The following is a 23,988-nucleotide window of genomic DNA, read 5'->3' on the forward strand; positions in this document are numbered from 1 at the left end:
GCTATAGCCAATTCAGCCTAGCTCTGTGATAGTACCCTGCATCATTCTTTATTATTCAGGAGTATTTGTATGCAGGGTATTTCAGATTGGTTGCGCGCAAACCAGCGCTGGGTCATTATTAGTGCGCTGATGTTTGGCTTGGTTGGTTCGGTTGCTGGCCAAGCTCCAGCTGCGGTGGCTGGCGGCAGCATGAACTATCTGCCAGTCGTGATGTCCAACCCTATGCTTGATATTCACAATCGCCAATCGGTGGTTAATTTTTATACCAATTATTATAAAATTGGCATGGCTACAGGTTGGACGGGCAATGCCAGCACCTGTACACCAGGCACGACCAGCCAAGCCTTCCGCGATAATGTGCTAGCCCGAGTTAATTATTTTCGGCTTTTAGCAGGCATGGGCACAGTTACTTTTGATCCAGCGTTGAATGCCAAAGCTCAGCAAGCAGCCTTAATGATGAGCCGCAACCGCACCCTCAACCACTATCCGCCAAGCACATGGCTTTGTTATACCGCCGAGGGCAAAGAAGCTGCTGGTAAATCAAATTTGGCGGGCGGAATTACGGCCAATGGTGTTACCGCGATTGAGCTATATATGGACGATAGTGACGAGCCAACTGTGGGGCATCGACGTTGGTTGCTCTACCCACCAACGCTCAAAATGGGCACGGGCGATGTCGATGGCCAAAACGGCACAATTGACGCTAACAGTTTGTGGGTCGTTGGCAATACTGGCCCGCGCCCAGCAACTCGCACCGAATATATCGCTTGGCCACCAGCCGGCTTTGTGCCATTTAGCCATGTCGTCAAACGCTGGTCATTTAGCTTGCCTAGCGCCAATTTTGCCAATGCAACGGTTACGATGCAAAAAGCCAATCAGCCGCAAACCACCACGATTGTTTCGCGCAGCAGTGGCAGCGGTGATAATGCAATTGTGTGGGATGTTGCAGGCTATATCCACTGGCCTGCGCCTGCAACCGACGTTACGTACACCGTCAAGGTGAGCAATGTTGTCCACAACGGCCAAACCCGCTCATTCAGCTACCAAGTCACCGTAATTGACCCAAATCGTTAGGGCAGATGGGCTATAGCCAAAATGGCAAATATTTGTCAAAATTCATTAACGAATCAATCAATGGAGGCATGGTATGCAAGTGGCACAATACAGGCCGCGCAAGCGCTGGCTGGGTTTGGTTATCGCAAGTTTGGTGTTATTGGGCATGGTTGCCCCGCTTGCAGCCCAAGAACCCCAAGCAATTACTGGTGGCAGCACAACCTATTTTCCAGTCGTCACCTCGAACCCTGAGCTTGATATTCACAATCGCCAATCGGTTGTCAATTTTTATACCAATTTCTACTTGCCCAGCAATAATGTTGCTGATGGCTGGACTGGCAATCAAGCCACGTGTGATGCTGGCACAACCAGCCAAGCCTATCGCGATGCAATTCTGCTACGGGTCAATTATTTTCGTAAAATGGCTGGCCTCGCCGCCGTTACCCTCAACGCAAGCTACAACAGCCAAGCTCAACAAGCGGCCTTGATGATGAGCCGCAATAATAGCCTCAGCCACAGTCCACCAACCTCGTGGGCGTGCTACACCGCCGCAGGTAAAACTGCCGCTGGCAAATCGAATTTGTATCTCGGTCAAATTGGCCCAGGTGCGATTACTGGCTATATGCTTGATCCTGGGGCTGGCAATAGCTCTGCTGGGCATCGGCGCTGGATTCTGTATCCGCAAAATAAATCGATTGGCACTGGCGATGTGCCAAGCCGCAGTGGTTATGCTGGCTCAAATGCGTTGTATGTGATCACCAGCGATTTTGGCACGGCACGACCTGCCACGCGCACCGAGTATGTACCTTGGCCACCAGAAGGTTTTGTGCCCTATCAAGTGGTCTTTGGGCGTTGGTCGTTCGCCTTGCATAATGGCGATTTTACCAACGCAACCATTGCCATGCGCCAAGGCAGCACCAACATTCCAGTCACCAAAGAGCAAGTTGCCTTTAATATGGGTGAAAATACGATCGTTTGGATTCCGCAGGGCTACAACCATAGCTCAAGCTGGGACAATCCTGGTGCAGATACAACCTACACAATCACCATCAGCAATGTTCTGGTCAATTCACAACCACGCAGCTTCACCTATAATGTGACCGTGATTGATCCAAGTCGATAGCTCCGTTTTCAAATTAAAATTGCCAATTCAGACCGACAGTAGCCTTGAGTTGCTGTCGGTCGTGATCTGTGTTGGAGGTGCGTGTGGCTCCGAAAATTGCCTTTATTCGCAAGGGCCGCTGGCCGTTGGCTAATGTGCGAACTGCCGAAACTTTGCGTGCTCAATTTCCCGAATATGAACTCCGTGAGATCGATTTAATTCCTATCATTCGACGAAAGCCTGCACTGGTTGCCTTAAACGGCTGGTGGACATTACGTCAATACGCTGGCGATTTGGCTTTGCGGCGGCGCGGCCCCAAAGATGCCTTTTTAATCACCAGCTATATTTTCAAAGCTGTCAAGCATTTGGTTGCCGATTTGCTGCGCGATGATGAGTATGTGTTCAGTTTCCAGATGCAATCATTATTTGATGCCAGCGTGCCGAACATTCCGCATTTTGTTTATACCGACCATACCTTGCTGGCAAATCGCCAATATCCGGGCTTTAATCCAGCCTCACTCTATCACCCAGACTGGATGAACTTAGAGCCAACAATTTATCAAAATGCCAAAATAGTCTTTACACGCTCCAATCATGTTTCACGCTCGTTGATTGATGATTATCATTGCGAACCGGAGAAAGTGCGTTGTGTTTATGCTGGCAGCAATGCACCTGTCATCAGCGAAGCACCAGATCCAGCGCGCTATGCCAGCCAAAATATCGTCTATGTTGGGATAGATTGGGAGCGCAAAGGTGGCCCTGAATTGCTGCAAGCCTTCGCCCAAGTTCGGGCAGTTTATCCCAATGCAACCCTGACGATCATCGGCGCAACCCCGCAAACCAACCAACCAGGCGTTGAGGTGATTGGGCGGATTCCGGTGGAGCAATTGCCGCAGTATTACCAACGGGCCGCCGTCTTTTGCATGCCCACCAAGCTAGAGCCATTTGGCATCGTGACGATTGAAGCCATGAATTATTGGCTGCCCGTGGTTTCGACCAATCTTGGAGCCATGCCCGACTTCATCGAGCACGATCGCAATGGCTATTTGGTCGAGCCAGGCACAGTTGATCAACTAGCAACCGCCTTGATCAAGTTGGTCGGCGATCCTGAGCGCTGTCGACGTTTTGGCGCACGCAGTGTCGAAATTGCGGCCCGCTATCGCTGGGAAGCGGTCGGCAAGGCCATGCGTGAGGCAATTATCCAGAACATAGAACATAGAGCATAGAACATAGGGGCTGGGGATCGATTGTTGAGGGCGAGGAATCAGGAATTTGCTTTTAACGCAGAGCCGCAGAGAGTAAGCATCGGGAGCAGTGGTCAGGGTTCAGGGGTCAGGCTCTTGGCTTTGGGCGAACGGAAGCATAATCCCCATAATCTGTGTAATCTGTGGCGAAAAACTCATCCTTCGTGCTCTTCGCGTCCTTCGCGGTTTCAGCCATGCGTGGATCAAAACTCCCTAGCCCCTGAATCCTGCTCCCTGAACCCTCGGAAAATCATCACTTGACAAACTGAAATCTGCCTGCTATGCTTCGGCGCAGAACTTTTGATTTGTGGAGTTTGTTGCTATGTTCAGTCAACAATTGGTTCTGAACTTGAAAAAACGCAGCGCAAAGAAGCCAGGCAGCGAGTCTGGTTTATTGCGTCGCGTCTAAGCAACACTGCACGCGCTCAATAAACTCAAGGCTCGCCGCCACAAACGGCGAGTCTTTTTTTGTCCCAAACGTCGGTTTTGAAAGGATTTTCCCATGGCCACACTCAAGCAACTTAAACGGATTAGCCATCTTCACCGCCCTGCGGCAGTTCGCCCTGAATTGTTCACCGGATGTTCTTGCGGAAGGATTGTGCTTTCATGACCCGTCAGTTTGCAATTGTTGATACCACCTTGCGCGAAGGCGAACAATGGGCCAACGCCCACTTCAGCAGCGCAGATCGCCTAACCATCGCTAATTTGCTGGTTCAGTTTGGCGTTGAATATATCGAAATGACCTCGCCCTGCGCCTCGCCGCAAAGTGCGGCAGATTTGCGCAGCATTGCAGCCTTGCCACTCGGCAATACCAAGCTGCTGACCCATACCCGTTGCAACCTTGAAGACGTACAGCTTGCCGCTGAATGTGGCGTTGCTGGCGTAAATATCCTCTTTGGCACCTCACCCTATCTGCGCCAATGGAGCCATGGTCGCTCAATTGAAGCGATTTTGGAAGAAGTTGGCCCAGTCGTGCGTTTCCTCCAAGAACGGCAGATCGAAGTCCGTTTCTCCTGCGAAGATTCATTCCGCACTCCCTTGCCCGATTTGTTGCGCGTCTACCAAGCTGTCGATTTGCTTGGCGTGCAGCGGGTTGGCATCGCCGACACCGTGGGCATTGCCACGCCACGCGATGTTGAGCGGGTGGTTGGGGCAGTACGGAATGCAGTTCGCTGCGACATTGAATTTCATGGCCACAACGACGGCGGCTGTGCAATTGCCAATGCCTATGCAGCGCTCGAAGCAGGCGCAACCCACATCGATACAACCATTCTTGGCATTGGCGAACGCAACGGCATCGCCGCCCTCAGCGGCCTGATTGCCCGCCTCTACCTCTCCGAACCTGAAAGTGTTGCAGGCTATGCCTTGCCAATGTTGGCCCAACTTGATCATACAGTTGCGGCAATCTTGGGCATTCAAGTGCCGTTCAATGCCTGTATCACCAGCGAAACCGCCTTTGCCCACAAAGCTGGCCTGCATACCAAGGCTGTTTTGGCCAATCCCAGCACCTATGAAGCGATCGATCCCAATGCTTTTGGGCGCGAACGCAATGTGCTGATTGGTCATCGCCTAACTGGCCGCCATGCCTTGCAAAGCCGCGCCAACGCTCTCGGTTTGGAGCTGAGCGACACCACGATCATTGCGCTTGCAGCCCAACTCAAAGCTGCCGCCGATGATCAGCCGTTGACGCTCGATGAGGTGGATGCGCTGCTGCGCTCAAGCACCCTCCAAGCAGCCTAACGATTTTTCGAGCAGGTCATTGAAATTGTTATTTCAATGCCGTAGCTTGCTATACCTTGATGTGCCATTTTTCAGCTATTTTTGGGAGTTTTTGCAATGGGTCAGACATTTGCCGAGCAAATTTTGGGGCATGCTTCCGGTCGCAACGACGTGCAAGCAGGCGATATGGTGGTAGTCAACGTCGATTTGGTGATGATGCACGATAGCCTCTCGCCAAGCATTATCGAAACCTTGCACAACGAATTGGGTGCTGAACGCGTGTGGGATCGCGACAAAGTTGCAGTGGTGATCGACCATGTTGCGCCAGCCGCCACGGTGCGCCAAGCAGAGCAACAACAACATGTGCGGCGTTGGGTCGCCCAACAAAGTATTTCGCACTTGTTTGATGTTGGGCGTGGCATCTCGCACCCTGTTTTGATTGAAGAAGGCCTTGTGCAACCAGGAATGCTAGTAGTTGGCAGCGATTCGCATAGCACTGGTTATGGCGCGGCGGCGGCATTTGGCTCAGGCATGGGCACGACCGACATCGCGCTAGCCCTCGCCACAGGCAAAACCTGGTTTCGGGTGCCAGAAACCGTGCGGGTTAATGCAGTTGGTAATTTTCAACCAGGCGTAAGCGTCAAAGATTTTGGCTTGTGGGCGGCGCGCACGCTGCGAGCTGATGGCGCAACCTATCAAAGCGTCGAGTGGCATGGCGTTGATTTTCTTTCGTGGCGCGAACGTATGACCTTGGCAACCTTGTCGATTGAAGTTGGAGCCAAGGCCGGAATTGTTGCCCCAACTGGCTTGGGTGCTGAACATACTGTGCCAGCGTGGTTGCGAGTTGAGAATGATGCCCACTACAGCCGCGTTGTCGAATGCGATTTGAGCACGCTCGAACCGCAAGTCAGCGTTCCACATTATGTCGATAACGTCGTCGATTTGGCTGATGTCGGGCGGGTTGCGGTCGATGTGGTCTATCTTGGCACCTGCACCAATGGCCACTACGAAGATATGGCCGCTGCCGCCAGCATCCTCAAGGGGCGGCGTTTGGCTCCGAATGTGCGCATGATTGTGGTGCCAGCTTCGAGCGAAAGCCTGCATCGTGCTGCTAGCGATGGCACGTTGGCAACCTTAATTGCTGCTGGGGCGACGATCGGCACGCCTGGCTGTGGCGCATGCATTGGCCGCCATATGGGCGTGTTGGCTCCCGATGAAGTCTGCGTTTTCACTGGCAATCGCAACTTCCGCGGACGGATGGGCAGCCCAGGAGCCAATATCTACTTGGCCTCGCCCGAAGTGGCCGCCGCTACCGCCATCACCGGCTACATCACCCACCCGCGCAATGTGCTGCAAAGCACTGAACAAGCAGTTTTCGCCTAATTTTTGCAATTGCACAGGAGTCAGCACTATGCCACGGATTTGGGTTTTTGGAAATGATGTCAACACCGACCAGATGGTTCCAGGCCGTTATGCTCCCTACATGCTGGGCGCAAACGACGATGTGCGGCGCTATGCTTTTATCGAAGCGCGGCCCGATTTTGCCCCCAACGTTCAGCCAGGCGATTTGATTATTGCTGGACCAAATTTTGGCTGTGGCTCAAGCCGCGAGTATGCGCCCTTGGCCTTGAAGCGCTGTGGGGTTGGCGCGATTATCGCTCCACTGTTTGCCCGCATTTTCTTCCGCAACGCCTTGAACTTGGGCATTCCCTGCTTCACCGCCGATATTCGCGAGCAAGTTGCCGATGGTGATGTTGTGGATTTTGATTTGGCTGCTGGCCTGATCACCAACAATGCCAACCAGATTCAGCTGCCACCACCAGAAGGCTGGATGCGCGAAGTTTGGGCTGAAGGCGGAATCGTGCCATTTTACCGCCGCCATGGTCGCTTTCCGGCGACAGGAGCCTAAGCATGACCAGCTTGTGTTTGATTGCTGGTGATGGGATTGGCCGCGAAGTCGTGCAAGCAGCCCGCCAAGTGCTCGAAGCCTTGGCCGTTCCTGCCCAATTTGTCGAGGCCGAAGCAGGTTGGAAAACCTTTCAACAAACTGGCAACGCCTTGCCCGAACAGACTTTAGCTGCAATCCAAGCGGCCAACGCAACCTTGTTTGGCGCAGTTAGCTCGCCATCGCAACGAGTTGCTGGCTATCGCAGCCCAATTGTTGGCATGCGCAAAGCCCTCGATTTGTATGCCTGCGTGCGCCCTGTGCAAACGCCGCCGTTGGCCAATGCGCGGGCTGGAGTCAATTTGGTGGTGGTGCGCGAAAACACCGAGGGTTTGTATAGCGGCCAAGAAACCCGCGAGGGCGATGAACGGGCGACAGCGCAGCGAATTATCACGCGTCAAGCCAGCGAGCGAATTGTGCAATGGGCAGTGCATTATGCTCAGCGCACTGGCCGCCGCAAAATAACCATCGTGCACAAGGCCAATGTGTTGCGCGAAACCTGTGGTTTGTTCCGTGAAACCGCGCTGCGGGTGCTGGCCGATGCACCTGATTTGCAGGTTGAAGAAATGTTGGTTGATAACGCGGCCTATCAATTGGCGCGTGCGCCCGAACGATTTGAAGTGCTGGTCACCACCAATTTGTTTGGCGATATTCTCTCGGATGTGGCCAGCGTGTGGGGTGGCGGGCTTGGCTTGGCGGCTTCGGCCAACTACGGCACGCGCACGGCGGTGTTCGAGCCAGTTCATGGCAGCGCACCCGACATTGCCGGCCAAGGCAGCGCCAATCCATTGGCAACCTTGAGCGCTAGCGTGTTGATGCTCGAATTTGTGGGCTTGAACAGCTACGCCGAACGCTTACAAACCGCGATTCAAGCAGTATTAGCCAATGGGCCATACACGCCGGATCTTGGCGGCACAGCCACAACGGCTGAGGTGGTGCAGGCAGTGATTGACCAGTTTTGATCCACGAAGAGCACGAAGAGCACGAAGGCCAGAAACCACGAAGAACGCGAAGAGCACGAAGGAGTGAGAAATGAAGGATGAAAGGCTCTAGGCTTTTGGCTATCAGAATAATTTAACTCCCCTCGCCCATCGGATGGGAGAGGGGTTGGGGGTGAGGGGACTTCTAGCCCCCGACCACTACCCTTGAAACCACGAAGGACGCGAAGAGCACGAAGATGATGAGGCTCTAGGCTTTTGGCTATCGGAATAATTTAACTCCCCTCGCCCGCGTTCAGTGGGAGAGGGGCTGGGGGTGAGGGAATATCACCCCTAACTAAATAAAGGAATTAAACAAATGAGCGCACAATGCCCAGAATGTGAAGGAACGATCGCGTTGGCAGCCGATATTTTGGATGGAGAGATTGTGCCATGCCCCGATTGTGGCGCAGAACTCGAAGTCGTCAGCCTGAACCCAGTTGTTTTGGAATTAGCACCTGAAGTCGAAGAAGACTGGGGCGAGTAAGGGAGTTATGGCAATGCGTGTAGGTATGTTGTGTTCCCGAATTCGGGTTGAAGAAAAGCTGCTGATCAATGAATTTGAGCGGCGCAATGTCCAATTTGAACGAATTGATGATGATCAGACATGGTTTGATTTAAATGCTTTGCAAGCTAATCGTCAAGTGCGCGCGCAATTTCCTGATGTGATTATTGAGCGTTCGTTGCACCATGGTCGGGCCTTATACACGCTCAAAACTTTGAACGATGCTGGCATTCCAACGGTCAACAATTATAACGTGGCCTTGACCTGTGGCGATAAATTTTTGACGACCCAAGCCTTATTGCGCAACGGCGTGCCATCGCCGCGCTGTTTGCTGGCCTACACCCAAGAATCGGCGCTCGAAGCAATTGAAAGCTTGGGTTATCCGGTGGTGTTGAAGCCAGTTATTGGCTCGTGGGGTCGCTTGGTCTCGAAGATCAACGATCGCGAAGCTGCCGAAGCAGTGCTCGAACATCGCGACACCTTGGGCAATTATCAGCACGCAATTTTCTACATTCAAGAATATATCAACAAGCCAGGTGGCCGCGATATTCGGGCGTTTGTGGTTGGTGATGAGTGCATTGCGGCGATTTATCGCACCAGCGGCCACTGGATCACCAATACTGCGCGCGGCGGCGCAGCCTCGAATTGCCCTATTACGCCAGCCTTGGCCGATATTTGCATCGGCGCGGCCAACGCGGTTGGCGGCGGCGTGGTTGCAATCGATGTCTTCGAAACTGCTGAAGGTCGCTATTTGGTCAACGAAGTTAATTACACCATGGAATTTCGCAACAGCATTAGCACAACTGGGGTGAACATTCCCGAACGCATTGTTGATTATGTGCTAGCTCAAGCACAATAGTTGGCGCGCTGTAGCCAAATTGAGGTTGTTATGCTTTCAGTTTCGATCGTTGGTGGTTCTGGCTATGTCGGTGGTGAATTGCTGCGTTTATTGTTGGGGCATCCCCACGTCGAGGTGCGTCAGGTCACCAGCGAACGCTTAGCAGGCCAATATGTCTACAGCACCCACCCCAATTTGCGCGGGCGCACGGAGTTGCGCTATAGCCCACAAAGTAGCTTGGAGCCGTGTGATGTGTTGATTTTGGCCTTGCCGCATAGCTCGGCTGCCAAAAACATCGAGCATTATGCTGGCCTTGGCCAAGCAATTATTGATTGTTCTGCCGATTTTCGCTTGCGCGACCCCGAGGCCTATAGCCGTTGGTATGGCGAAAAACACCCAGCCCCGCACTGGCTTGAGCGCTTTGTCTATGGCTTGCCGGAGCTGTATCGCGAGCAAATTCGCTCAACCCGCTATGTCAGCGGCGTGGGCTGCAATGCAACAGCGATCAACTTGGCGCTCTTGCCCTTGGTCAAGGCAGGATTGATCGATCAAACCAAGCCGGTGGTGGCCGAAGTCAAGGTTGGTTCGTCCGAAGCGGGCGCAGTTGCCAACGATGGCAGCCATCATGCCGAACGCTCAGGCGTGGTGCGCTCGTTCGCCCCAGTTGGCCATCGCCACACCGCCGAAATTATGCAAGCGCATGGCCTTGAAAATGTGCATATTTCGATCACGTCGGTGGAAATGGTGCGCGGTGCTTTGGCTACTTGCCATGTATTTACTCAAGGCTCGGTCAACGAACGCGATCTCTGGCGAGCCTATCGCGCTGCCGCCGCCGAACAACCATTTTTGCGGATTGTCCATGATCGTAGTGGTTTGCACCGCCATCCTGAGCCAAAAATCTTGGCTGGCAGCAATTATGCCGATATTGGTTGGGCACTTGATGAAGCGACTGGCCGCGTGGTGGCGCTGTGTGCCCTCGATAACTTGATGAAGGGCGCAGCCGGAGCCGCCATCCAATGCTTGAATCTGATGCATGGCTTCGAGGAAACAGTAGGCCTTGAGTTTACAGGCTTGCATCCGGTGTAAGAACATAGAGCATAGAGCATAGAACATAAGGGTCAGGGGCTAGGGGTCGGGGGGTCAGGGGCCTTTCAAGGGTAGATTTTCGCTGCAAACCACGGATATGCTGGTTCATCGGTGGATGAATGACTGCCGATCCATGCCCTTGAGGGGGTGCAGGGGGATTAAAGCCCCCTGCGTTTCCCGCCTTGAGGCGGGACGGAAGGGTGGTGATCACCCATGATTGGAAAAAACCTACCCTTGAAAGGGGTCAGGAGCTGGGGATCGGGGGTAGGGGATCAGGGTTTCGAGGATATTAAGCTGGATTTTAACGCAGAGGCGCAGAGCGTTGATAAGGATGAAGGATGAGGGATGAAGATCAAAGGTAAATCTGTGCAATTTGTGGCAAAACCTCAACCTTCGCGATCTTCGCGTCCTTCGCGGTTTCAGGCTTCGTGCCCTTTGTGCTCTTTGTGGATCAAATAAGGAACAACCATGCTTGTGATAAAAATTGGCGGCGCGGCGGGCATTGATTATAGCAATCTTTGCAACGATATTGCCCAGCTTGCCGCCCAAGGCCAACCGATTGTGCTGTTTCATGGTGGGTCGGATGGAGCCAACACGCTTGGCGAGCAGCTTGGTCATCCGCCGCGATTCATCACCTCGCCGTCGGGCCACACCAGCCGCCAAACTGATCGCCGCACGCTCGAAATTTTTATGATGGCGACAGCCCTACTCAATCGCCAGCTGGTTGAGCGCTTGCGCGGCTTGGGAGTCAACGCTTTCGGTTTATCGGGCCTCGATGGTGGCTTGCTGCAAGGCAACCGCAAAACCAATGTTCGGGCGGTCGAAAACGGTCGGGTGCGCGTGATTCGCGACGATTGGACGGGCAGCATCGACCAAGTTAATCGCGATTTATTGCAAATGTTGCTGAGCACTGGCTATCTGCCAGTCATCGCACCATTGGCGGTCAGCGCTGCGGGCGAGCCATTAAATATTGATGGTGATCGCGGCGCGGCCAGTGTGGCAGCTGCACTCGAAGCCGAAACCTTGTTGCTGCTAACCAATGTGAGCGGCCTATATCGTAATTTTCCCGACGAAAGCAGCCTAATCGAGCGTTTGCCACGAACGGAATTAACTCACGCCAGCGAAAAACTCGCCCAAGGCCGCATGAAGAAAAAATTACTGGGAGCACAAACCGCGCTTGAGGCTGGCGTGCGCCGCGTGATAATCGGCGATGGCCGCAGCGAGCAACCAGTCAGCGCCGCGCTCGCAGGCAATGGAACAATTATCGAATAGGATTTGGCAGGAACAAACAATGACTGAACAACAACCTTTTGCCAGTTTGGAAGCTGCTCATAGCGCGGGCGTATACGCCAAGCGCCCAATTACCTTGGTACGCGGCAGCGGCGCAACCCTCTACGACGATCACGGTCTGGCCTATCTCGATTGTGGCTCAGGAATTGGGGTTGCCAACATTGGCCATTGCCATCCAACGGTGGTGCAGGCAATTGCCGAGCAAGCAGCCACCTTGACGGTTTGCCCCGAAGCCTTTCATAACGATCAACGCGCCTTGTTGCAAGCAGAGCTTGTACAATTATTTCCTGCCGAATTTCAACGGGTATTTTTGTGCAACAGTGGCACCGAGGCCGTTGAGGCCGCCTTGAAATTTGCCCGCATGGCCACAGGTCGCACGGCAATCGTCGCAGCCATGCGTGGCTTTCATGGCCGCACCTTCGGAGCCTTGAGCGCCACCTGGGAGAGCCATTATCGCGAGCCGTTTATGCCGCTCGTGCCCGATTTCAGCCATATTCCCTATAACAATATCGAGCGCTTGCAAAGCGCAATCAACGAGCAAACCGCTGCGTTGATTATCGAAGTTGTCCAAGGCGAAGGCGGCATTCGGCTGGCAACCGCTGAATTTTTGCAAGCAGCCAAAACAATTTGCCGCGAACGCGGAGCATTGCTGATTCTTGATGAAGTGCAAACTGGCTTTGGCCGCACGGGACGCATGTTTGCCTTCGAGCACGTTGGCTTAGAACCAGATTTGGTTTGTTTGGCCAAGGCCTTGGGCGGCGGCATGCCAATGGGCGCGGTCGTAATCAACCAACGAGTTGGCGAATTGGCGATTGGCACGCATGGCTCGACCTTCGGCGGCAATCCCTTGGCATGCGCGGCGGCGCGGGCTGCGCTCAGCGTGATTCGCACCGAACAATTGGTTGATCAAACTGCCGAAAAAGGCGCTTGGTTATTGGCTCAATTGCAAGCGATTCGTTCGCCCAAAATTCGCGAAGTGCGTGGCTTGGGCTTGATGATCGGCATTGAACTCAAGGAGAAAGTTGCGCCCTATCTGCAAAAATTAATGAACCAGCATCAGATTATTGCGCTGAATTCTGGCAGCAACGTGTTGCGCTTGCTCCCACCGCTGGTCATTTCGTGGGCTGAATTGGAGCGTGTGGTGGCAACGCTACGCAGCATGTTCGAGGAGCCAGTAGCATGAACGATCACCAAGCTTTGCAATTAATTGAGGCCATGGTGGCAACGCCCAGCGTTTCTGGAGATGAGGCCGCGCTTGCTCAACTTTTAGTCGAACAGATGCACCACGCTGGCTTTGATGCGCATGTTGATGTAGTTGGCAATGCAGTTGGGATGCTTGGCGACGCTGCTGAAACCGTCGTGCTGCTTGGGCACATGGATACCGTGCCCGGCCAGATTCCAGTCGTAATGCGCGACGGCGAGTTGTGGGGGCGCGGTTCAGTTGATGCCAAAGGCTCATTAGCGACGTTTATTGCTGCTGCCGCCCGCGCTCATGTCGAGCAACGCTTGGCCTATCGGGTGATTGTGGTTGGTTGTGTCGAAGAAGAAATTGCATCATCAAAAGGTGCGCATTTTGTAGCCCAAACCATGGCCGCGCCAACGTGGTGCATCGTCGGCGAGCCAAGCGGCGCAGACCGCCTAACCTTGGGCTACAAAGGCAACTTGCGGGCACAAATTCGCATCGAGCAGGATGCGGCTCATTCTGCCCACGCCAGCCAAACCGCCGCCGAGCATGGCTGTGAATTGTGGCAAAGCATCGCCCAGCACGCCAATGAGTTTAACCAAGGCCGCGAGCGAGCCTTCGATCAACTGTTGCCAAGCCTTGTGCGCATCGAATCTGGTGGCGATGGCCTGTGCGATTGGTGCGAGTTGCTGGTCAATGCCCGCTTGCCCTTAGATCTTGATCCGGCAGCCTATACTGCGCTGCTCCAACAATTGTTGCCCAATTATGCCCACTTGAACATTAGCGGCGCAACGCCAGCCTACAGCAGCGAGCGCACATCGAGCATAGCGCGGCGCTTTGGGCGGGTATTTCGCGCCAACGGCCAACAACCGCGCTATGTGCAAAAAACTGGCACCGCCGACATGAACGTGGTTGGGCCAGCCTGGGGTTGCCCTGTTGTTGCCTATGGCCCAGGCGATGCAGCGCTCGATCACACGCCACACGAACGGTTGCCGTTGGCCGAGTATTTACAAGCGATTAACGTGTTGACCGCTGTCTTGAGCAACGAGTAATTATTCTTGAATTAGCTCCAAACTATTGCCATCGGGATCAGCGACGATTGCTGCTTTGATGCCGCCCTCAGTTGGTGGAGCGACGATTGTGCCACCATGCTGCACGGTTTTTTCGAGCGCTCTGGCTAAATCAGGTACGCACACGTGAAATTGCAAGCGGCTTTGTTCGGCCACAACTCCAGCAATCGCGTTGGGGCAAAGCAACAAAGGAATATTAACCAAAAAACCTTCATAAAAAGTATGTTCGCCATGCTTAACTTTGCGAAAATTGGTAAACAACACAGCATTATAAAAAGCCGCCATTTGTTCAATATTGCTAGCGGCAAGCGTTAATTGAGTAAATGAAATTGGTGAATGCATTGCGTTCCTCACATATGTATCGTTGCATAATTGTCTTTTGCCCTAGCCCATGCTACCATAGGCCAAGCCCAAACCAGCTATGGCAGCACTCCAGAACGACTTTAGCAGCAGCAAGTCTGATTATTTCTAGCCGCATTAATTTCAAATAAACGTTATTTTTATTGTTTCGATTGCAGACCTAGAGTGGCCTAGTATGTGGAGGATCGACGATGTTTAAAGAGTTCAAGGAATTTGCTTTCAAAGGCAACGTGCTCGATTTGGCAATTGCTGTGATCATCGGGGCCGCCTTTGGCAAAATTGTCACGGCCTTGGTTGATACTATTTTGATGCCATTAATTGCCGCGATCTTTACTAAACCAAACGTTGCTGGATTGCAATTTATGGTTGGTGAAACTCCAATCGTCTATGGCATTTTTGTCCAAGCAGTAATTGATTTCTTATTGGTAGCCCTCGTCTTGTTCGGCGTTATCAAAGCAATTAACATTACCCGTCGCAAGCAAGAAGCAGAAGCACCAGCCGCGCCACCACCAAGCGAAGAAGTGCTCTTGCTGCGCGAAATTCGCGATAGCTTGCAAAAGTAAGATTCCCTCACCCCAACCCCTCTCCCGTCCAACGGGAGAGGGGCTTTAATGCCGTGGTTTTTGCATGATTTGTAGTGAACATTGGTGCTCCCCCTCGCCCGCGTTTTCGTGGGAGAGGGGGCTGGGGGTGAGGGAATCTTTACGGCTCAAGCTCAATCTGCCAAATTGCCCCTTCATGCAATAGCAAAAACTCAGTTTGATTCAACGCCTGCAAATCACTCACCAAACGTGGTTGGCCAGCAGCATCATTAATTGGATAGACCTGCGTTGGCGACCAATAGACCAAGCTATTGCTATCCAAGGCCCGCACCAAAACCCCATCGCGATACCACACCAATGGCTCGACCCCCAAATTGGTGGCTTGAATCGAATTCAGGCTTGGCTCATAGACCCGAAAATCATCGCCCAGATAATAGGCTAAGGCTCCGCGCTTGTTCCAAAGCAGCTTGGGTGTGCTCGTGCCACGCTGGCTTTGATCGAGCAACTGAATTTGATTGGTTTGCAGATTATAGAGGTGTAACTCTAAAGCAGCTTGGTCGCGCACTTGCACCAACAAAGCTAGTTGATCGCGATTAGGGCTAAGTTGCAAGCCGCCAGCTACCAACTGCCGCTGGGGCAGGCGAATAATCACTTGTTCTTTGCTCGTACCACCAACTTGCATAATCCGCAGGTCGCTATCACCGGCTGCATAATACAAGGCACTTTGGGTCATCAAGGCTGCTTGCACCAAGCCATTGGTCGAGGTCAGAACGTGCAGTTGTTGGCCACTAAATGGCTCGATCGCTTGCAACAGATCAGGCTCTTGTTGCGAACGCCACAAAAGCAAGGCCCCATCACTAGACCAACTCAACGCTTGGCCTTGATAGCGACGACTAAGCTCGATAAAATTCAGCCCTGGCGCATGCAATTCAAACTGATCTTGGCTAATCGATTGGGTAATGAGCCATTGTTGGCTTGGCGCAAGCGGGCCAAATTGAGCACGAATAACGCCATTCGCCGCTACCAACAATTGATCGCTAGGGCTAAGCGCAGTGGTCGGGCTGGCGGTTGGGGTGAGCAACGGCGTTGCCGTCGCTGGATTGCTGCTCGGCGTTGGACGAGCGGTGGCCCGCACCACGAAACTTGGCGTTGGCCGCAACTCCAAGGTCGGAATAACCACAGCGGTTGGTTGCTGCTGGGCCAAATCACACCCATACAACAGGCCAATTAGTACCAAAACAATATAGAATCGTTTCATATCACCATGCTATAATAAATGCTGGAAACGGTTATCAGCAACAGGCAGCCTATGACGAATGATCCAATCATTGCGACCGCACCACGACTTATAATTCGTCGCTGGCAACGGGTAGATTACCAAACCATGGATCGCTGGCCACCTTTCACCGAGCCATTGAGCAGCATTTGGAACTTACCAGATCGGGTGACAATTGGCGGCGATTGGATGAACGACATCCGGCGAACCTATGCGATTGTTCTGCGTGATAATACCCTAGTTGGGCGAATTACGTTACGCAACATTGATTCGGCTAGTGGCTCGGCACGGCTTGGGATTACAATTGGCGCACCCTACGTGAGCCAAGGCTATGGCACCGAAGGCTTAGCCGCCTTTCTTCAAGCATTTTTCAGCACTCTTGGCTTTCAAACCATGGTGCTCGATGTGGCTTCGGTTAACGAACGAGCTGTACGCTGCTATCGGCGGCTCGGCTTCCAATATAATGGTCATCATTGGCGTGATGCTGGCTGGCGTTTTATGCAAACGCTCGATCAAGCCACCCGCGAACGTATCGCCCCCTTTATCAAGGAAGGTCGTCACGGGGTGTGGGTACAATTTTACGACATGACGCTCGCCCGCAGTGATTGGCAAGCGGCTCAACATCGGTCAGTTATCCACGTTAATCAATAAAAGAGGAAGCAGTATGTCGCTGATTGCAGGAAACTTGGCAGTTGTTCAAAAACTACTCGACGGTGCGCAAATGGCGTGGGGCATTTATGGCGGAGCTGCAGCTCACTTCTATGGCAGTCGTCGCCCAATTAATGATATTGATATTGTGGTGCCAGCCAACATGCTGAGCGAAATTGCGCGCTTGTTGCAACAAGGCCAAAAAGCAGTGCAATACGATGGTGGGCGCATTTTATGGCGCGGCATTATTCTGCAAGAAGATCTGACGATTCGCCAAAATGGTGCTGTTTACCCGTTTGTGCTTGATCAACCAATGATCGAACGTCTGCAACGCAAACCATTGCTTGGCTCGCGGGTGCTCTTTTTGGCTCCCGAAGATATTTTGGTGCACAAATTAAATTTGTATCGTGGTTCAGACCAACAACGCTTCGATATTGTCGATTGCGAAGGCATTATCAAGCGCCAACAACTCGACCTTGAATATCTGAGCCAACGCCTGCAAAGCAGCAACGCTACTGCCCTCGTTACCCCACGCATCGCCGAAATGGGCGTAACACTGTAAGCTTAAAGGCATTGTGGGCTACATTGCTCAGAATGCCTTTTTAATTGAACCCTGACCAATAGAACATTGCTTATGCTAAAAACAACTCAACCTCAACATCCGATCGCCTGGACTTTAGGCAATTGCTTGCTCTTTTGCGGCATGTATTTGTTGTTGTATGTTGGCGGCATGTACGCCGACGATTTTTACAATCAACAAGCAGCCCGTGGCGATAGCACGCTGCCACTCGCTGCACCAATAATTGCCACTCCTGAGCCTGAACTTGGCGCATTCCAAGCCCCCAATTTAAACGCCAACCAGCCCAGCGATCAACCAATCGCCAACATGCCAAGCGACCATTCAAGCATCAGCCGGATTCAAATTCCGCGTATTGACGTTGATCAGAAGGTGATTGAGGTTGGTTGGGAATTGATCGATGGCGTGGCAACATGGCAGGTTGCGAAATACGCCGTTGGCCATCATCAAGGCAGCGCCAACCCTGGCGAACCAAGCAATATTGTCTTGGCGGGCCATGTTGGCGGCTCGGCTCCTGTGTTTGATCGCTTGATTGAAACCCAGCCAGGCGACCAAATTGTGTTGTATAGCAATGGTCAGCAATATCTGTATGTGGTGCAATCCAACGAGCGCGTGCAAGAGGTTGGCGTTTCGGCAGAACAACGCCTGACCAATGCTGCCTATATGAACCCAACTGCTGATGAAACCATTACCCTGATTACGTGTTGGCCGCCAACTGGCCCAAACGCCTTCGATCAACGGATTATTGTGCGCGCCGTTCCCTACACCAGCGCTTTGGAGCATCCAGCAGGCAGCAATTGGCAAATGCGCTAAATCACGCTGCAACAAAATTTTATAGCCTATCGTCAGATGAACAGCTATCGACAATTCTGTGCCATCACGAAGGGGCTAACACCATGACAAAACGAACATTAGGCTTGCTGTTGATTGGAGCAGGGATTATTGCACTCTTCAGCAACATTGGGAATGGCTTGTTTGGCCGCGACCACTACGATTACGATGAGGCTTGGCGCACAGAAGTAGCGCATAACCTCAATCAAGGGAGCATTGATTTTAACGAGAATATGGCCGATTTTCATGCCGATATGAGTAATTTGCAAGCTGACCTAAGCGATGTTCAAGCAGAAATCAGCGAAGCTGTAAACTCACAATGGCAAGATAATGCTGCCGAATTTCACGAAGAAATGGCCAACCTGCGCGCCGAAATGCAAGATGCCCAAGCTGAGATGTATGATGCTCAAGCTGAAATGCGTAGCGCAATGCCAGCCAACGGCTTTGCAGATTCACGCTTCGAGCATGGCCCACGCCACCGCGATGGCGCACCATTCGGCTTCTTGCTGTTTCCCTTATTAATTGGTGGTGGGATCTTCTTGTTGATTCGTCGTCGCCGCATGGTCGTACGTCGCCACCAAGTTCATCACTTCTAATTTAGCGTTTCGAGCCTATTCAAAAGCCCCTGCAATGACGGTTGCAGGGGCTTTGTTGCGCTTAGAAAATAGTTGATGTGGCTGGCAAATTAGCCAAGAACGCGATTAAGATTATCTTCCAATTTTTGGCGTAAGTCGCGGCGCACTTGCTCGCCAGTTGCGGGCGTGGTCAGTAAGCCAGCCACAATCCCCAAGATAAACGAGCGTAGACCAGTCCGCGCGCGGCGGCCCTTGCGACCAACCTCGGTGGTTACTTCACCAGTTTTATGGGCGATTGTTTGGGCTGCTTGCTGGGTCGTTTCACCAACGATATGGGCAGCATCTTTGGCGCGCTCACCAACAACTGAGGCGGTTTCTTTAGCGCGCTCGCCGACAACTGAGGCTGCATCTTTGGCCCGTTCACCGACGACTGAGGCCGTTTCTTTGGCTCGCTCGCCAACGACACTAGCAACATCCTTCGCCCGTTCGCCAACGACCGAGGCGGTTTCTTTGGCACGACCACCAACAACCGAGGCTGCGCCTGCAACTGCTGGAATAACGGTTGCGCTTACATCTTGGGCCTTGGCGCTCACGGTTTGGGCGACCGAGCGCAAAGCATCGGGCGCATGCTCACGGGCTTCTTTGGCACGTTCGCTGGTTGTTGCCAAAAATTCTTGCACAATGCCACTCAAGCGTTGCACCAAATCGCTGGCTTGATCACGAGTATCAGCGCCTTTGCTGCTAGCCACATCAACCGCGCGATGGCGCAAATCGTCTGCTTGTTCAAGCACAGTTTCGCTGGTGCTGCTCAAACGATCGCGTACTTCATTCAAAATGGTTTTAGCCTTATCAGCTAAGGTTTCGCCTTGATCCATCGCCTGTTCGCGCACATCGGCCAAACGGCTACGGGCATCGGCGCTTTTGCTGCTTGCAGCTTTCACCGTTCGATGACGCAAATCGTCTGCTTGCTCAAGCACGGTTTCGCTGGTGCTGCTCAAACGATCGCGCACTTCATTCAAAATATTTTTGGCTTTATCGGCTAAGGTTTCGCCTTGATCAACTGCTTGATCGCGCACATCGGCCAAACGGCTTTTGGTTTGGTCGCCCAAATCGTTGGCCCGATCGCGGCTGGCGGCAGCAACCGCAGCTAAGCCAGCAGTTGCGGCGCTCAACAACGAACTACCTTTATCGCGACCTTGGGCGGCTTTTTTGCCAAGTTGGTCAACAGCATGTTCAACTTGATCGCGGCCAGTTTCTAGACTCGCATTCAAGCGTTGATTGGCGTTCTTGCCAGCTTTGCGCAATTTCTTTTGCTCGCGTTTCAGCTCTTTGCGGGCTTGTTTGCTGAGGCTATGCAAATAGCTATTGGCATCGGCAGCCCGATGTTCAACTTGATCGCGGAGGTTTTCGGTGAGCAAGGCGACTTTTTCGCCCAAGCTGGTTGGATGATTGCGGCGGCTGCGTGCGCCCAATACCCCACCAATCACACCACCAGCAATCAGCGCGGCAGTTAATAATGGTTGTTCTTTTTGCTCATTCATAATCAATAACTCCTTTGCTCTTATGATGCGAGCACGTATCTGCCGAACCTATAGCAAACCCTATACCAAGCGTTTGATCCATAGGCTATCGGCTATGGGCTTTTGGCTATTGGTTTAGGAGTTTTGAACCGCGAAGGCTGAGTTTTTTGCCTCAGATTGATCCACGAAGCGCACGAAGCGCACGAAGAACCGTAACCACGAAGGACGCGAAGGCTTGAGGGATTAGGGATCAGAAAGTTTTAACGCAGAGGCACAGAGGATAAGGCTATAGGCTTTTGGCTAGCGGAGAATGGATGGGTTGGCAACAGGCGATTGATATTGCACGGGATACCGATCCCCAGCCCCTGAACCCCGACCCCTAACGCGGCAACCACGAAGGACGCGAAGATCGCGAAGGCTGAGTTTTTTGCCACGAATTGCATGAATTGCATGAATTGCATGAATGAGAATTATTTTAGCCACAGATTGGCACAGATTATTAGGATTATGTTCCAATAACCCATCGCCCAAAGCCAATAGTCAAGAGCCTTTCATCCCTCATCCTTCATAATTCATCCTTAAAAGAAAGAGGACCGAGCTACTACTAGCCCGATCCTTATGCTCTATGTTCTATGTTCTATGTTCTTAGTTCGTTACAGTTGGAACAGGGCTACTTGGTGGGCTGAGCACACTTGCAGCAACCCAGCCACGGCCTGTGCCATCGGGCAACTGAATTTGATACCAATCGCCTGATTGGCCAAGCACTTGCACGCTATCGCCAGCCTTGAGCTGGGCAATCGGGTCGTTATTGGTATTTGGGGCAGGCCGCACATTGGCGGTTGGGGCAGTTACGCTAGCGGTTGCTGGAGCCACGGTTGGCGTAGCAGCAGTATCTACCGTCGGCGTTGCCTCAGCCTCATCATCTTCTGGGTCTTCGCCCTCAGCTGTATCTTCGCTGACCGGAGTTGCAGTTGGCAAAATTGGCGTAACCGCCGTGCCCCACGCTGCATGATTTGATTGATTGAGCGCGCCACGCACGGTCGTAATGCGTTCATTGGCCCAAAATAAGGCGATAAACGCTACTGCAACTAATAACGCAATTCGAATTGGGTCGGAAAGCCGCAGGATGGTGCTACTGCGTTGCATCTCGCGTAGCGCCGCAGCAGCGCTGGCGGCGACTGGCTCGCCCCAACTGGTGCGGCTACGATCATCGCGCGCAACCCGTCGCAAGGCCAGCAAGGCCCGGCCATCGCCAACTTTGCCCAAGGCCCGCACGGCAGCCCAACGCACATTGCTGTTAGGGTGATTCAGCGCTTGGCTCAAGGGGCGGCTGGCCCGACCATCGCCAATTTGGCCCAAGGCTTCGGCGGCTCGATAGGCCCGCAACCACGGATATTTTGGATCAAGCGCTTCGATCAGCAAAGGAACTGCTTGCGCCCCCAAGCGAATCAAATCGTCTTCTGCTCGTTCGTGGTTGGGATCGTTGGCGTTATCTAAGGCGACGACCAACTGGCGCAATTGCGCATCGGCAACCTGTGGCGGAGCTGCTTCGGGCCGGGCCTGCGATGGCTGCGGCTGGCGCGGCTGTGATGGTGGTACTTGATCAGTCATATCAGCGAATCTCGAATATGCATTAATTAATAAGGATGGTGTTGCCAGCACTCAGGCCAATTGCAACCCTCGCATTGTACCAGAGAAAGCAAGTTCAAATATCCACAGCACAATCCTGACCAGCAAACCAATCACTAGCGCGGCGCTTTGCCAATTGAATCAAATGGGCTATCCAAAGCGAATATGGTACAATTGATCTATATGCAGCCCGTTGGCGCGTTCGCAAACGGCTGTTTTTTTAGGGCAAACACGAGAGTTTATGCTGCTAGAATTATTTATTGCCGATTTCGCAATTATTGACCAAGTACGCTTACAATTTACCCCAGCATTTAATGTGCTGACTGGTGAAACCGGAGCCGGTAAGTCAATTATGATTGATGCCCTCGGCATGTTACGTGGCGAACGGAGCGATCCGAGTTTCGTGCGTGCTGGTAGTAATCAAGCTCGCGTTGAAGGCATTTTCACGCTCGCCGATCGCCCAGATATTCTGCCAATTTTAGCGGAATATGGCCTTGATGGTACTGATGATGATCAGATTATTCTGACCAGAGAAATTCACGGAGCCAGTGGCCGGAGCGTCGCTAGGATTAATGGTCGTGCCGTGAGTAGCGCTGTGCTGCGCGAAATTGGCGGACGTTTGGTCGATATTCACGGCCAAAACGATAGCCAAACCTTGTTTAACGTTCGCACCCATGCCGAAATGCTCGATCGCTATGCAGGCGTGGTTATCGATCGTGAGCAATTGAGCCAACAGGTGATCGCGGTCGAAGCAGTACGCAGCCAAATTACAACCTTGCGCAACGCCGAAGCCCGCCGCATCGATCGCATCGAAGAATTAACCTTCTTGGTCGAAGAATTGACCAACGCCAAACTGATTGCTGGCGAAGAAGCAACATTAACCAACGAGCGGAGTTTGTTGCAAAACAGTGCCAAAATTACTGGCATGGTCGATACGATGTATCGTTTGCTGCGCACTGGCACGCCTGCGAGCGAGCGCCGAACCGCAACCCGTTCGATTGTCGATAGCCTTGATGATGTGACGAATGTCTTGAGCGAGCTGTTGCGGCTTGACCCAAGCTTGGCAGCGCTCAACGAGCAAACTCTCGAAGTGCGCTATCGGCTCGACGATGTGATCGAGGGCGTGCGAGCGTATCGCGATCGTTTGGAATTTGAGCCAGGCCGGCTGGAAATAATTGAAGATCGCTTGGCAGAGCTGCGCGATTTGGCCAAAAAATACCGCGCCGCCGATGCTGCCGAATTGCTCGAACGCTTGACCAACGCCAGCGAAGAACTCGAAACCTTGCACTACAGCGCCGAGCATATTGCTGAATTGGTGCAACAAGAGCAACAACTTTTAGCCAGCATTGCAATTGCAGCCGCTGAACTGAGCAGCCGCCGTCGCCAAGCAGGCGATGAATTGGCCGAACGGATTGCCGCTGCCATGGCCGATTTGGCCATGCCGCATGTCAAATTCCATGTGCAACTCTCGCAACGGCCAGACCCACAGGGCGTTTTGATCAATGAGCGCCATTTGGCCTTTGACCGCACGGGGATTGATCAGATTGAGTTTTTACTCAGCCCCAACCCTGGCGAGCCGCTCAAATCATTGGCCAAAATTGCCTCTGGTGGTGAATCGGCGCGCTTGCTATTGGCCATGAAATCGATTCTTTCGGCGGTTGATAGCGTACCAACCTTGGTTTTTGATGAAGTTGATGTGGGCGTTGGCGGTCGGGCTGGCCATGTGGTCGGCGAAAAATTGTGGGGCATTAGCGATGCCCATCAAGTGTTGTGTATTACCCACTTGCCTCAAGTTGCAGCCTTTGGCGATTGTCATTTTGCAATTGCCAAACAAGTTGTCAATCAACGCACCCAAACCTTTGTGCACCCACTGAGCGAGCAAGAGCGCATCGAAGAATTAGCAGCGATGCTTGATGGAACACCGGTGAGCGAAGCCAGCCGACGCTCTGCAAGCGCCATGCTAGAACGTGCTGCCAACTACAAACTGGCAACCAGCAATTCATAATTCAACAATATCC

23 protein-coding genes are annotated in these 23,988 nt (G+C 52.8%); 19 read left to right on the forward strand and 4 right to left on the reverse strand.

Annotated elements, in window-relative coordinates:
* The first annotated feature begins 69 nt into the window (after positions 1 to 69).
* From JOD20_RS22695 to JOD20_RS22755, 13 genes are all read left to right on the forward strand, one after another.
* Positions 70 to 1,074, forward strand: coding sequence for a CAP domain-containing protein (locus JOD20_RS22695; RefSeq protein WP_204757467.1), 1,005 nt, complete (start codon positions 70 to 72; stop codon positions 1,072 to 1,074).
* Between the two features lie 73 nt (positions 1,075 to 1,147).
* Positions 1,148 to 2,176, forward strand: a complete 1,029-nt coding sequence (locus tag JOD20_RS22700) for a CAP domain-containing protein (RefSeq protein WP_204757468.1) — start codon at positions 1,148 to 1,150, stop codon at positions 2,174 to 2,176.
* Between the two features lie 83 nt (positions 2,177 to 2,259).
* Positions 2,260 to 3,381, forward strand: a complete 1,122-nt coding sequence (locus tag JOD20_RS26925) for a glycosyltransferase (protein ID WP_204757469.1) — start codon at positions 2,260 to 2,262, stop codon at positions 3,379 to 3,381.
* 624 nt (positions 3,382 to 4,005) lie between these two features.
* Positions 4,006 to 5,139, forward strand: a complete 1,134-nt coding sequence (locus JOD20_RS22710; protein ID WP_204757470.1) for a homocitrate synthase — start codon at positions 4,006 to 4,008, stop codon at positions 5,137 to 5,139.
* Positions 5,140 to 5,235: 96 nt separating this feature from the next.
* Positions 5,236 to 6,501, forward strand: a complete 1,266-nt coding sequence (locus tag JOD20_RS22715; protein ID WP_204757471.1) for a 3-isopropylmalate dehydratase large subunit — start codon at positions 5,236 to 5,238, stop codon at positions 6,499 to 6,501.
* Between the two features lie 28 nt (positions 6,502 to 6,529).
* Positions 6,530 to 7,027 (forward strand): LeuD/DmdB family oxidoreductase small subunit, encoded by a 498-nt coding sequence (locus JOD20_RS22720; RefSeq protein ID WP_204757472.1) that lies wholly within the window; start codon positions 6,530 to 6,532, stop codon positions 7,025 to 7,027.
* Between the two features lie 2 nt (positions 7,028 to 7,029).
* On the forward strand, positions 7,030 to 8,025 hold the full coding sequence (locus JOD20_RS22725) for an isocitrate/isopropylmalate dehydrogenase family protein (RefSeq protein ID WP_204757473.1): 996 nt from the start codon (positions 7,030 to 7,032) through the stop codon (positions 8,023 to 8,025).
* Between the two features lie 334 nt (positions 8,026 to 8,359).
* On the forward strand, positions 8,360 to 8,527 hold the full coding sequence (gene lysW, locus JOD20_RS22730; RefSeq protein WP_110513045.1) for a lysine biosynthesis protein LysW: 168 nt from the start codon (positions 8,360 to 8,362) through the stop codon (positions 8,525 to 8,527).
* Between the two features lie 13 nt (positions 8,528 to 8,540).
* Entirely contained in the window at positions 8,541 to 9,404 is an 864-nt protein-coding gene (gene lysX / locus JOD20_RS22735; protein ID WP_204757474.1) for a lysine biosynthesis protein LysX, read from the forward strand.
* 30 nt (positions 9,405 to 9,434) lie between these two features.
* The gene (gene argC, locus JOD20_RS22740) at positions 9,435 to 10,469 is read left to right on the forward strand and encodes an N-acetyl-gamma-glutamyl-phosphate reductase (RefSeq protein ID WP_204757475.1); all 1,035 of its coding nucleotides are present in this window, start codon (positions 9,435 to 9,437) and stop codon (positions 10,467 to 10,469) included.
* A gap of 468 nt (positions 10,470 to 10,937) precedes the next feature.
* The gene (locus JOD20_RS22745; RefSeq protein WP_204757476.1) at positions 10,938 to 11,741 is read left to right on the forward strand and encodes a [LysW]-aminoadipate kinase; all 804 of its coding nucleotides are present in this window, start codon (positions 10,938 to 10,940) and stop codon (positions 11,739 to 11,741) included.
* A gap of 19 nt (positions 11,742 to 11,760) precedes the next feature.
* Entirely contained in the window at positions 11,761 to 12,942 is a 1,182-nt protein-coding gene (locus JOD20_RS22750) for an aspartate aminotransferase family protein (protein ID WP_204757477.1), read from the forward strand.
* The gene (locus tag JOD20_RS22755; RefSeq protein WP_204757478.1) at positions 12,939 to 13,994 is read left to right on the forward strand and encodes a [LysW]-lysine hydrolase; all 1,056 of its coding nucleotides are present in this window, start codon (positions 12,939 to 12,941) and stop codon (positions 13,992 to 13,994) included. Before JOD20_RS22750 ends, JOD20_RS22755 begins: the two co-directional genes overlap by 4 nt.
* Here JOD20_RS22755 and JOD20_RS22760 read toward each other — a convergent pair whose 3' ends face one another.
* Positions 13,995 to 14,354 carry a VOC family protein gene (locus tag JOD20_RS22760; RefSeq protein ID WP_204757479.1) on the reverse strand — a complete coding sequence of 120 codons (360 nt, stop codon included), beginning with the start codon at positions 14,352 to 14,354 and terminating at the stop codon, positions 13,995 to 13,997. It lies immediately after the preceding gene.
* A gap of 209 nt (positions 14,355 to 14,563) precedes the next feature.
* On the opposite strand from JOD20_RS22760, the gene mscL reads away from it, so the two are divergent.
* Positions 14,564 to 14,935, forward strand: coding sequence for a large conductance mechanosensitive channel protein MscL (gene mscL, locus JOD20_RS22765; protein WP_204757480.1), 372 nt, complete (start codon positions 14,564 to 14,566; stop codon positions 14,933 to 14,935).
* Between the two features lie 139 nt (positions 14,936 to 15,074).
* Here mscL and JOD20_RS22770 read toward each other — a convergent pair whose 3' ends face one another.
* Positions 15,075 to 16,172, reverse strand: a complete 1,098-nt coding sequence (locus JOD20_RS22770; RefSeq protein WP_204757481.1) for a hypothetical protein — start codon at positions 16,170 to 16,172, stop codon at positions 15,075 to 15,077.
* A 51-nt stretch (positions 16,173 to 16,223) separates the two neighbouring features.
* On the opposite strand from JOD20_RS22770, the gene JOD20_RS22775 reads away from it, so the two are divergent.
* The 4 genes from JOD20_RS22775 (at position 16,224) to JOD20_RS22790 (ending at position 18,842) form a co-directional block, all read left to right on the forward strand.
* Positions 16,224 to 16,841, forward strand: coding sequence for a GNAT family N-acetyltransferase (locus JOD20_RS22775; protein ID WP_204757482.1), 618 nt, complete (start codon positions 16,224 to 16,226; stop codon positions 16,839 to 16,841).
* Between the two features lie 13 nt (positions 16,842 to 16,854).
* The gene (locus tag JOD20_RS22780) at positions 16,855 to 17,400 is read left to right on the forward strand and encodes a nucleotidyltransferase (protein WP_204757483.1); all 546 of its coding nucleotides are present in this window, start codon (positions 16,855 to 16,857) and stop codon (positions 17,398 to 17,400) included.
* A gap of 72 nt (positions 17,401 to 17,472) precedes the next feature.
* Complete coding sequence (locus JOD20_RS22785) at positions 17,473 to 18,228, forward strand: sortase (RefSeq protein ID WP_204757484.1); 756 nt, start codon at positions 17,473 to 17,475, stop codon at positions 18,226 to 18,228.
* Positions 18,229 to 18,311: 83 nt separating this feature from the next.
* On the forward strand, positions 18,312 to 18,842 hold the full coding sequence (locus tag JOD20_RS22790; RefSeq protein WP_204757485.1) for a hypothetical protein: 531 nt from the start codon (positions 18,312 to 18,314) through the stop codon (positions 18,840 to 18,842).
* A gap of 89 nt (positions 18,843 to 18,931) precedes the next feature.
* Here JOD20_RS22790 and JOD20_RS22795 read toward each other — a convergent pair whose 3' ends face one another.
* Together JOD20_RS22795 and JOD20_RS22800 are read right to left on the reverse strand one after the other, a co-directional pair.
* Entirely contained in the window at positions 18,932 to 20,362 is a 1,431-nt protein-coding gene (locus JOD20_RS22795) for a hypothetical protein (RefSeq protein ID WP_204757486.1), read from the reverse strand.
* Between the two features lie 624 nt (positions 20,363 to 20,986).
* Entirely contained in the window at positions 20,987 to 21,952 is a 966-nt protein-coding gene (locus tag JOD20_RS22800) for an SH3 domain-containing protein (RefSeq protein ID WP_204757487.1), read from the reverse strand.
* A gap of 259 nt (positions 21,953 to 22,211) precedes the next feature.
* On the opposite strand from JOD20_RS22800, the gene recN reads away from it, so the two are divergent.
* Complete coding sequence (recN, locus tag JOD20_RS22805) at positions 22,212 to 23,975, forward strand: DNA repair protein RecN (RefSeq protein WP_204757488.1); 1,764 nt, start codon at positions 22,212 to 22,214, stop codon at positions 23,973 to 23,975.
* The last annotated feature ends 13 nt before the right edge of the window (positions 23,976 to 23,988 follow it).

Source organism: Herpetosiphon giganteus, from assembly GCF_016907925.1.
Classification (GTDB): Bacteria; Chloroflexota; Chloroflexia; order Chloroflexales; family Herpetosiphonaceae; genus Herpetosiphon; species Herpetosiphon giganteus.